The sequence below is a fragment of the Fibrobacter sp. genome (assembly GCA_012523595.1).
In the GTDB taxonomy this organism is placed as follows: Bacteria; Fibrobacterota; Chitinivibrionia; order Chitinivibrionales; family Chitinispirillaceae; genus JAAYIG01.
Genome location: JAAYIG010000132.1, coordinates 1 through 10,896 on the forward strand (window position 1 = coordinate 1; position 10,896 = coordinate 10,896).

Sequence of the window (10,896 nt, forward strand, 5' to 3'; positions counted from 1 at the left end):
CCCATGGGGGAAGGGTTCCAATTATTGGAAACACTATTGCAATTACATAAACTATGCAGTTATATTATTTGTAGCATTAAATACACCTGCACTATATACCAGTTTACACAAAAAATTCCGCACACCCTTTACCGGTCACATATCAAAAATGCAGCCACCTGTCATGATCTGATTATTAAAAAACAAGAAAGTAAGTTTTATGAAAACAGGTTGGCATCTGAAACAATTTATATTATGACAACAGGAAAACCAGATCCCGTCACTCGTAATGCCAAACCAGGAGGAAACAGTGTTAGAAATCTCCACCCGGGGAAACGCCTGAAAAGATGAATGCATCACTACCTTTCCCACTGTTTTGCTGGCGGATTATTGCCATGCACATGGTCGCATACTTTATTGCCGCAATTTTTGCACAGCTTTTATTTAACTATAAAGAATTGATGAAATCGGAAACTCTTTCTCTGATAATGCGCCCCTGGGAATCTCCTTTGGTTGCCCTTGGCCCATTACTGCAATCAGTAAACGGTTTCTTTATGGCACTGATTCTTTATCGAATCAGACACGTGATTATAAATGAAAAGAATGGCTGGGTTACACTGTTTTTAATTGTAGCCGGATTCTCAATCTTCGCGCCACAAGCACCTGCACCCGGGACTTTCGAAGGATACATTTACACCAAATTACCTGTTATAGAACACATTATCGGTTTGCCCGAGTGCCTGTTGTACTCTTTTCTTTTCTCCTTTGCATTCTTTAATTGGTATAAACGTCCGCAAAAAATCTGGAACACTATCTCTATAATCGTGATATTTCTTATTTCGCTTGTCAGTCTTCTTGGATTCCTGGCAGGTATTGGATTTTTAAAACAGCCCCAATAGTAATGGGACTGAACCATATTCCGGCCCTAAATCCGCTAATACAGGAAAAGGAAACAGCAAGTTATCTTGCGCCTCCTCATGCATTATAGTATAGTCTAAAATACTCTATTTGCTGCCGGTAAGCTGCTTATAACAAAAGCAATGATCTGCTGCCAATGAGCAGAAACAGCCAGGAGTTCCAAATTTCTAATCCGAAATAAGCTGCATAGTTTTGATCAAGGAAACAGGGTTTGAACCATACCGCCACTTTCAATTTTCATGATCGGATTGGTGTTCAGGTACAATCACCTGATTTAACTGCTTTGTCATTTTTTAAAGCTGAATATGGTTTTCATCAAGGGGATTTTTCTCCATCCCTGCCTAAAGTATCTTTTATGTGGGGAAAAATTCTCACCCCCGGCATATCCAGTTCATATTCTCATAAGCTGCTTGCCCGCTGGAAATACAAGCTTAACTGGCGAGAAAACGAGTTTACCATTGAGTCAAGCGGTAACTGGTTTGCACTGCCTATGGCACATCACATGATGCTCCATCCGGCAATCAGATTGCTCTCCAGCCAAAGCGGAACTCTTCTACTTCATGGTGCTGCAGTTGTAAAAGACGGCAGGAGCCTGATCCTGACAGGCCCTGGCGGCACAGGAAAAACTATGTCAAGCAGTCTTATTCTCTCAAGGGGTGGAAATGACTGGCAGCTTCATTCCGATGATTATGTTTTTATTGATAAAGGAGTGCAAAGCCTGGCGTACCTGACCCGTTCTCATCTTTACAGGGACCAGTTCCGCTGGACACCTGAAATCGCCGGCAGGCTGTCTCTTTTCGAACGCCTTCAGCTTGAACTTTTCGGCCGTATACGTGCCATAACCACAGGAGCAATAAAATGGCCTGTACGGCTCAGCATGACCCGGCTCTGGCCTGGTTACTCTTCAGCTTACACAGCTCAAACTAGTGCTCTGTTACTCCTGGAGAGAAGTGGCAGGCAGCCTCCATACCTTGAACCTGCAAAAGGTGATTCCTGGGTAGAAAAACTACTTGACATGAATTTTGGTGAAGCACGGTATTTCATTCAGATCTGCTCTGCTATGCTCGAAGCCCAGGGGCATTCCGGATGGCTGGAAAAATGGCGCGAGCAGGAACGTGAGCTTATCAAAGAGCTTTTGTGTAAAACTCCTGTCCTTCGGCTTGTGCTGCCAAAGGAGCGTACTCCTCAAAACAGCTTTATCGACGCTTTGATTTCATGCGCAGAAGAGGCACTGAAAGCCTGATTAATCCGGGAATAAAAATGAAACACAACTATCCGCATCCTGGACTGTTAAGTAAAGCAGGGAGTCTGCTTTCTGTAATACTATTGATCTGGCTTCTCTGGAGACAAGACTGGAAGCAGATGCATACTTATTTTAACCAACTCGGAGTGATACATCTCGGTTTGGCAATGTTCCTGATAATCGGTTCACAATTAATAAATGCAATGCGCTGGACCATTCTCCTTAGAAGTCTTAAACTCCCGATCTCATGGAAGGATTCCTTCCGTCTCTCGTTTTCCGGGCTCTTTGCATCCAATTTCCTTCCGACAACAGTCGGTGGTGATGTAATCAGGATGATGGGGTCTGCGGCTCTGGTCTCCAATAAAACCCAGGCAATAGCCAGTATAGTGGTTGACCGGCTGGCAAATGTATGCTCTATGGCATGTTTGCTGCCATTCAGCATATCTCTGCTTTCAACCGCATCATCCTTTACAATAGCAGCTCCGATCAGCAGCAAATCCTTTTTACCCGAAAAGTGGATTCAAAGGCTTAAAAGCATCCTTTCAGAACTGCGTAATGCACTCTTGCTCTGGGAAAAAAAACCGGGATACCTGGTCCTTGCCTTTGTATTCTCTCTATGCAGTGCACTTTCATATCTTCTGGCAATTTTAACAGTTGCTAAAGGACTGGGTATGGAAGTCACTCTGGTTAAGGTCGCAGGTGTGCTTGGAATTACCTACTTTATTACCCTGCTTCCCATCTCGATCAACGGATATGGAGTCCGGGAAATTGGATTCGTTGCTCTGTACACCTTTATCGGTGCCACCCAGTCACAGGCTCTGGGACTTGCACTACTCACACGAGTTCTGTTGATTGTCTCCAGCCTTCCCGGAAGTTTCTGGCTGGGAAATATTCTCTCATCAATGCAGCATGCAGCCTTAATTAAAAAACAGCTGTAACTGTGGAGGATAGAGATTGCTTCACCAATGCGGGATTTGGTTACCTGATGACAAGCCGCATCTTCATGATAAGCCCTGAAAAATGACGAAATATGCCCACGTCTGGTGTGAAAAGCGTCTTAAGCGATTAAATAAAGATTCATCTGCAAGCAAAAAGATTACAGGACAACTCCGGGTAAAATTTCAAATTAACGGCTTAATCTTTAAACAGCCAAATACCCCCTGTTCCAGTCATGCATCACTGCCTGATACCCCATGTTCTGCAAGTCCCTTTTCATCTGCTCCACCCCCCTGCTGTCAGCTATCTCAAACTGGGTAGTAGATGGATTCTCGGTATGCCCTCCCACTGCAGTCGATGTCCCGGCGGACATTTTTGTGACCCCCAATGGAAGAATCGCGTTGCGAAACTCACGTGATTCCCGGGTTGACAAAGTAATTCCGGCAGAATTGAGAAAAATACGGGTAGCTGTCATTATCTGCACAAACCTGCGGTCGTCTACCGGATACTGCACTTCAAAATCTCCTGCCAGTGGACGGAGGCGGGGAAAAGAGACTGAAACCTCAACTGACGGGAACTGCTTTTGTAAATAAGCTGCATGAAGTCCCGTAAAAAAAGCCTCTGAATGCCAGTCGTAAAGCCCCAGAAGGGCACCCACAGTCACCTGCCGCATCCCCTTTCTGCAACCACGTTCAGGAGCAAGGAGCCGGAACTCGTAATCACTCTTTGGACCTCTCCTGTGAAGCTCTTTATAACTGGGAATATTATATGTCTCCTGATAAATAGTGAGCCCGTCCACACCAGCATCGATAACCCTGCCGTATTCCTGCTCTGTCAAGGGGTAAACTTCTATGCTTATGGATGAAAATTTTTTTCTAAGCACATTTACCGCTGCTTCAAGATATTCAATCGAAGCCTTTTCCCTCGATTCTCCGGTAAGAAGCAGTATGTGGCGGATTCCCAGATCCGCTATAGCCTCTGCCTCAGTTCTTATTTCATCTATGGAAAGATGTCTACGCTTTATCCGGTGCTGCCCGGCAAAAGAGCAGTAAGGGCATGTGTTGCAGCAGTAATTTGAGATATAGAGCGGAGTAAAGATGATCACCGTACTGCCGAAGCGCTTGAGTGTAAGCTCCCTCGCTTTTACAGCCATCTCCTCCAGGCACCCTGCGGCTGCAGGAGAGAGCAGAGCCAGGAAATCAAGCTCCGAGATATACTTTGCTGAAAGGATATGTTTTACCTTTTGCTCGGTAGTCTCTTCACACCAGGAATTGAAATCGAAGTTTTCGTACTTTGCAATAATCTCAGTAAAGGACATCTGGAAGCCTGTCAACTATCAAGAAAACCGGTTAGAGGAGAAGATGCACGCGCAGTCCTTGACTCTCCGGGCATGCCCGCCAGATACGCTGTCCTCCCCGCCTCCACTGCCAGTCTGAATGCTCTGGCCATAGAAACTGGATCATCACTCGATGCAATCGCAGTGTTCAGAAGAACCGCATCTGCCCCCATCTCCATCGCCTCGGTTGCATGTGAGGGTTTTCCGATTCCGGCATCCACTATGACTGGTATGTCAATTTCAGATATCATTATCTCCAGAAGTTCTCTTGTCTGCAGCCCCCGGTTGCTGCCAATCGGCGCACCCAGAGGCATCACTGCCGCAGCTCCCGCATCAACCATCCTGCGGGCTGCTGAAAGATCAGGTGTCATGTAGGGAAAAACCACAAAACCCTCTTTTGAAAGAGTTTCTGTAGCAAGGATTGTCTCATGGTTATCAGGAAGCAGATACTTCTGATCGTTTATTACTTCTATCTTTATCCAGTTTCCACACTTCATCGCACGTGCCAGACGTGCAATTCTGACAGCCTCCTCTGCAGTACGAGCACCGGATGTATTGGGAAGCAGATGCTTACCGGAAGGAACGTTTTTCAGAATATTTTCCGAAGGGTTGTCAAAGTCTATGCGGCGCAGAGCGATTGTGATAATATCACACTGTGCTGCCTCCAGAACATCTTTTATTATACTCTCATCTCTGTATTTTCCCGAGCCTGTTATAAGGCGGGAACGCACAGGAATACCTGCTATCACCAGTTCATCTTTCATTCTCATCCTCCGCCCACAAAACGCAGGATCTCTACCGTGTCATTATCCTTAAACCTGCAATTTGCGAACTGGTCTCGATTGACAATCGATCTGTTTACTTCCACTACAACGTGAGAGGGATCGATAGAGCGGCTCTGAAGGAACTCAAGAACAGACATTCCGGCTGTAACATCCTGGGAAGTACCATTCAAAACAATCCGGATACTCATTTCAGTTATCCCTGTCCGGCGTATCTGTTTTCTCGCCGTTTTTGACCTTGTTATAGATATGAGCACCAGGCGGAACCGATTTTATTATCCAGGTATTTCCGCCAATAACAGCACCTTTTCCGATCACAGTATTACCACCCAGAATCGTTGCATTAGCATATATAATAACATCATCCTCGATATCAGGGTGTCTCTTCTTTCCTTTCAGCGGTATACCTTCTTTGTCAAAAGGAGAAAGCGCGCCCAGGGTCACTCCCTGGTAGATCTTGACATTTTTCCCGATTCTGCATGTTTCCCCTATGACAACTCCAGTCCCGTGATCGATAAAAAAACCCGGACCTATGACCGCGCCCGGATGAATATCGATACCTGTAGTGGAATGGGCTCGTTCAGACATTATCCGGGGGATAATCGGAACCTCCAGTTCATAAAGCAGATGAGCGATTCTGTATGTCGCTATTGCTTCCACACAGGGGTAACTCAGTATTATTTCATCGATATACTGAGCCGCCGGATCGCCATCAAAGGCAGCCTGAATATCCTCCATCAATACAGCCCTGATTGAAGGCAGAGACTCAATAAGATGTATCAGAGCATCGTTGGCCCGTCGTTCACAATTGCAGGTTTCGCAATTATCAAGTTTGCAGCGAAATTTGAAAACCTCACGGATATGCCTGCCCAGCCTGAAACTGATATGCCTCAAAGCATCTGTCAGAAAAAAATTTACCTCATCCCTGCCGATTTTCTCCCTGCTGAAACTACCCGGAAACAACACTGCAAGAATCTCATCGAGTATCTCGTAGATTTCATTTCTTCCCGCCAGGTCAAGACCATCCTCGTACCTGAGATCAATAGAAGGTCTGATATTCTCCTCCAGCGACCTCACCACCTCAGGGAGCCTGCTGTCCATCCATCGGGAAATTTCCATTTTATCCGCACTTTCAATAGGTTGTTGTCTCATGAATGTATTTGATCCACTGGGAGAAAAACTCCATGCGGTGAGAACGCCACGTGTTCACCGGATTTTCCAGGTCAATATTCAATGGTGGTTTTACATTGGTACGACCTTTGTTCTTATCACGAAGGTACTCTTCCACAAGACGTGAGGGCTCATATTCAGGATGTCCCAGGTGAATCAGGAAGCGATGGTCGGAACTCTCAAAAATAGTATAACCGGCACCCTTTGCATACGCAAGTAATAAAACATTGCCTTTACCATGCTCCTGCTCCAACACCTCATCGGGAATCCCTGCATGCCTGCTCTGAGCACACCAGAATTTATCGTCCATCTCTCCAGTTACAGGGTGATTTCTGTCAAGATTGACAGTCTCGTAGACCCCGAAAACCTTCTCCGGAAAAACAAATTTCTCCATATCCATGCATTTTGCAAGTGCCAGCCCGCCCCAGCAGATTCCCAGTGTGGAAGCTATATTGTTGCGGGCATACCTCAGTATCCGCTTTATCTCTCCCCAGTAGTTAACCTCCTCAAAAGGAATCTCCTCAACCGGAGCCCCGGTAACAATCAGGCCATCGAGGTGATTCTTATCGACCGCCTCCTCAAAAGTCACATACAGCTTCTCCAGATGCGACGAATCACTGCTTGTGTACTGATGTGTCCGGAGCTTTATCCAGACTGGCTCAATCTGCATGATAGAGCGACCAAGCGGATGAAGAAGACTGAATTCGTAAGATTCAGCTTTGGGCATTATGTTTAAAATCCCTATGCGAAGCGCACGGATATCCTCTTTCAGTGCCTGATCGTTATCTATGCAAAGTATTCTGCTTTTTTCCAGTGCACTTTTGCAATGGTAATCTTTGGGAAGAACAATAGTCATTACTACTTGCCTTTATTAGATGAGAATACAGCCTGAAGTAATGCCAAACCCTGGCTCAGATCTAAATCATCTAAAAAATAAATATTTTATTGCCGTCATATACATTAAAACTCTTACTTAACAACCCTGATCAAAAGAAAACTCGTACCAATTTCCGGAAAAAGGACTCATTTTGTCCCTGCACTTTGTTTCTGCGCAATTATATAGAATAATTGGAAACACCTGTTGCCTGCTGCTCCCGGTCAAGAAGGTCCTGCAAAGAGAGTTTCCCCAGCACACTCTTCCATGTATCTGAAAGCTCTTTCCATACTGTTCTGGCAGAACAAATCTCAGCTTTTTCGCAAGCATCAATTGCAGAAACACATTCCACAACATCAAGTGGACCCTCAAGTGTCTCTACTACCTCTAGCACCGAAATACTGCCAGGTTCCCTGCACAACACATATCCGCCATTAACCCCGCGGGTAGTCTCAATTATCTTTCTATTTTTCAGCACTATTAGAATGTTTTCAAGGTAAGAATCAGATATTCCCTGTCTGGTTGCGATATCTTTCCTTTTAGCCGGGCCAAAACCGTAACTCTTTGCTATCTCCAGAATCGCTCTCAATCCATAACGAGATTTTGTAGAAAGCCTCATTATCCTCCCAATCTGAATGTTGATCAACATAGTAAAAATACTAAAAATTCACCCCTCACTCCAATTTGATTAGTGCACGATACATCCTTTTATCCCGGTTCAGTAGAAATGCAGGAATCCAGAGCAGCCCCGGCACCCTGGAAAATTATGCAGAAAGATTATAATAGTTTGTTTTCATACTGATCAATATAAGCCTTTATGGTTATCCGCAGCGCATCCTCAAGCCTTGTTTTCGGAACCCACTTCAGCTTCTGAAAAGCCTTGCTTATGTCAGGCAAGCGCCTGCCTGAGTCCTCATACCCAGGACCGTAGAAATCAACCGGATTGACATGCTTAATATCGTAGAGTTTCCCTGAGAGCTCGGGACGAATCTCTTTATAAATTCTTATCATCAGAGTTGCAAGATCCCTGATCGTGATTTCATTCTTCGGATTGCCGATGTTGAATATTTCTCGGTTCGATTCAAGCGGCATCCTGAGCACTGCCATCACAGCATCAACAGCATCATCTATAAATGTAAAGCATCTTCTGTTTACTCCTCCACCAACCAGTCTCAGTGGTTTACCTTTAAGAAGCGCTTCCATAAAACAGGCAAACACCCCCGGAATCCCCTCTCCATCCACTCCCGGCAGATAATCCATTCCGGGGCCGATCAAATTGAAAGGCCGGATTATGGTATAATCCAGCCCTTTCTCGAATCCATAAGCGTAAATCATCCGTTCCATCATCTGCCTGGATGCTGCATAACTCCATCTCTGGGCTCTGACCGGGCCAAGTATCAGAGGACTGCTGTCCTCTCTGAGCCTTTCTCTCTCATCACTCCCAGGCTCTCCAACCGCAGCAGTTGCTGTTTTTCCATAAACTTCGGAGGTTGAAAAATAAATCAGCCTGTTTTTATGCCCGCAGCAGTATTTAAGCAGATTGAGATAAGCTGTCAAGTTGGAATCTATCACCTCCAGAGGAACTGTGTTGTAAAGAGATGGATTACAATGCGCAGCCAGAGCAATTGCCGTACTACTTTTTGAAATGCACTCTGTAACAGACCGGTCATGTATATCTGTTTTTCGGAACTCAAACCTGGAATTTCCCAGAAGGTGTTCTATTTTGTGGAAATCGATGTCAAAACCGTAAACAAATAACCCGGTAGTACTGAGAATCCTCTCCAGAAGATGTGAACCCACAAAACCGCCGCAGCCGATTATAGTTAATGTTTCTTCTCTGTTATGGTTACTTGTCATTTTATAATTTCAGTTATGGGTGTAAAAGCAATATCCGGAGCTGAGTATGTAATACTCACTCAGTATTTAAGATCCAAATGACCACCTGAAAGTAAAGGCAAGCAGGTGATTGGAATCATCACCGTAAAGAGTAAAATCGTCACCAAAAAAGAGTTGAGCTACAGCGGAAAAATCCAGATTCTGGAAAATAGACCACTGTATCCCGGGTGCCAGATAAAAAGAAAGGTCATCGGGATTCATCGATGCGGCAAAGCTGCCGGTCAGGAGCGGGGTGAACATGTAAGAGACTTCCCCGAACAGACCGAATCTCGATGGGAGAAGGTTTTTAGCGGAAATGTTATCTATATAAGCTGCAGAAACCAGAATATCGCCCCGTGTTCCATATCTATTGTAAAGAGCTTCCAGGTGCAGAAAAAGAGATTTGGGGAATGTATAGTCAACCGACATCACAGCCACTGTTTTTATATACTCATTCCAGCTTTCAACATTGATAACCGGATAATAAAAAGCCGCCTCTCCCCTGAATCCCGCTCCCCCTATCTGCCCAGCCCAGGAAAATCCCGCTGCAGCATCATTACCGAAAAGTCCCCCCTGAAACTGTAGATCATAGCTGAAGATGTTAAAGCGGTACATTGCCGCCAATGTTCTGTCTTTCTGTTCTTTTGCGGCCTGAAGAGCTATTTCGGCTACAGATGTCACACCGGTGTAGTACTGAATTCGCAGAGCATCAGTTCCAGGGCGCTCCTGGTAATCAAAGTCAAGAAAATTATAGGTATTGTACCAGTCATTAGGATTCCAGATAAAGCTTGTTCCCCAGTTTATTCTTTGACGTCCCAGAGTAATCGAAAGGTTTCCTGTGGAAATTGCAAGAAAAGCACGATCGATCTCTCCGAAAAGCAAAGAAGGCCAGACTTTCTCAAGATCCACATACCCTCTCTCCCTTTCTGCCAACGATTCCACAACACCGGAAAGACTGTCCGGGAAAAATCTGCCGGAAAACAGCCTGAGCCTTCCTGATGCCTCGATACTCAAAAAGTCAAAAGGGTAATATTTGGCATTCGCCCTGAAATGGACCAGATTAAACGCATCCTCTTCACCCTCACCGGGAGAGATCTCGATAAATGGAATCTCCTTTACATAACCCCCGAAATCGGTATTAGCCTTTCCGGGAAACCATAAGGGTAATCCGGCAGCATCAATTGACAGCCAGAGAATGAAAATCACAATGGAGAGGGTCCTATTTTTTCTCATCACCCGTTATCATTCCATCTCGTAAAGTAACCACCCTGCGTGCACGTCTGATTACACGCTCATCATGCGTTGAAAAAACAAACGTGGTCCCCATTTTCCGGTTCAATTCAGCCATCATGTCTAGAAGGTTCTCGGCGGAATGTGAATCGAGATTGGCCGTCGGCTCATCAGCAAGCACAAATTTAGGCCTGGAAGCAAGTGCACGAGCCACAGCCACTCTCTGCTGCTCTCCGCCGGAAAGCTGTACCGGACGATGGTTTGCACGTTCGGCAAGTCCGACCGCGGAAAGAAGCTCCATCGCACGCCTGCGTCGTTCAGCCTTGTCTCTCTTCTGAAGCAGCATTATAAATTCAATATTTTCCAGGGCAGTCAGGACAGGGACAAGATTGTACGCCTGAAAGACAAATCCGATATTGTAAAGTCTGAATTCTATTAGCCTGCTGCCTGATAGTGTGTCAAGACTTGTCCCGTCGATAATCACTTTGCCGCTTGTAGGAGAGTCCAGTCCTCCGATCAGATTCAGGAGAGTACTTTTCCCCGAGCCTGAAGG

12 protein-coding genes are annotated in these 10,896 nt (G+C 45.4%); 3 read left to right on the forward strand and 9 right to left on the reverse strand.

The window, feature by feature from the left end:
- Positions 1-326 precede the first annotated feature (326 nt).
- The 3 genes from GX089_08975 (at position 327) to GX089_08985 (ending at position 3,078) form a co-directional block, all read left to right on the forward strand.
- Positions 327-878 carry a hypothetical protein gene (locus GX089_08975; protein NLP02613.1) on the forward strand — a complete coding sequence of 184 codons (552 nt, stop codon included), beginning with the start codon at positions 327-329 and terminating at the stop codon, positions 876-878.
- 374 nt (positions 879-1,252) lie between these two features.
- On the forward strand, positions 1,253-2,140 hold the full coding sequence (locus GX089_08980; GenBank protein NLP02614.1) for a hypothetical protein: 888 nt from the start codon (positions 1,253-1,255) through the stop codon (positions 2,138-2,140).
- Positions 2,141-2,157: 17 nt separating this feature from the next.
- Positions 2,158-3,078, forward strand: a complete 921-nt coding sequence (locus GX089_08985; GenBank protein ID NLP02615.1) for a flippase-like domain-containing protein — start codon at positions 2,158-2,160, stop codon at positions 3,076-3,078.
- Between the two features lie 203 nt (positions 3,079-3,281).
- Here GX089_08985 and thiH read toward each other — a convergent pair whose 3' ends face one another.
- From thiH to GX089_09030, 9 genes are all read right to left on the reverse strand, one after another.
- Positions 3,282-4,394, reverse strand: a complete 1,113-nt coding sequence (thiH, locus tag GX089_08990) for a 2-iminoacetate synthase ThiH (protein NLP02616.1) — start codon at positions 4,392-4,394, stop codon at positions 3,282-3,284.
- 11 nt (positions 4,395-4,405) lie between these two features.
- A complete protein-coding gene (locus GX089_08995) occupies positions 4,406-5,176 on the reverse strand; it encodes a thiazole synthase (GenBank protein ID NLP02617.1) in 771 nt (256 codons plus the stop codon).
- Between the two features lie 2 nt (positions 5,177-5,178).
- On the reverse strand, positions 5,179-5,385 hold the full coding sequence (gene thiS / locus GX089_09000; protein NLP02618.1) for a sulfur carrier protein ThiS: 207 nt from the start codon (positions 5,383-5,385) through the stop codon (positions 5,179-5,181).
- Position 5,386: 1 nt separating this feature from the next.
- A complete protein-coding gene (locus GX089_09005) occupies positions 5,387-6,313 on the reverse strand; it encodes a serine acetyltransferase (GenBank protein ID NLP02619.1) in 927 nt (308 codons plus the stop codon).
- Between the two features lie 13 nt (positions 6,314-6,326).
- Positions 6,327-7,220 carry a homoserine O-succinyltransferase gene (locus tag GX089_09010; protein ID NLP02620.1) on the reverse strand — a complete coding sequence of 298 codons (894 nt, stop codon included), beginning with the start codon at positions 7,218-7,220 and terminating at the stop codon, positions 6,327-6,329.
- 199 nt (positions 7,221-7,419) lie between these two features.
- Entirely contained in the window at positions 7,420-7,857 is a 438-nt protein-coding gene (locus GX089_09015) for an RrF2 family transcriptional regulator (protein NLP02621.1), read from the reverse strand.
- Positions 7,858-8,015: 158 nt separating this feature from the next.
- A complete protein-coding gene (locus tag GX089_09020; GenBank protein ID NLP02622.1) occupies positions 8,016-9,095 on the reverse strand; it encodes an NAD-dependent epimerase/dehydratase family protein in 1,080 nt (359 codons plus the stop codon).
- A gap of 66 nt (positions 9,096-9,161) precedes the next feature.
- Entirely contained in the window at positions 9,162-10,346 is a 1,185-nt protein-coding gene (locus tag GX089_09025; GenBank protein NLP02623.1) for a hypothetical protein, read from the reverse strand.
- Positions 10,333-10,896, reverse strand: a 564-nt coding sequence (locus GX089_09030; GenBank protein NLP02624.1) for an ABC transporter ATP-binding protein, incomplete at its 5' end; no start/stop codon positions are given. The genes GX089_09025 and GX089_09030, both read right to left, overlap by 14 nt.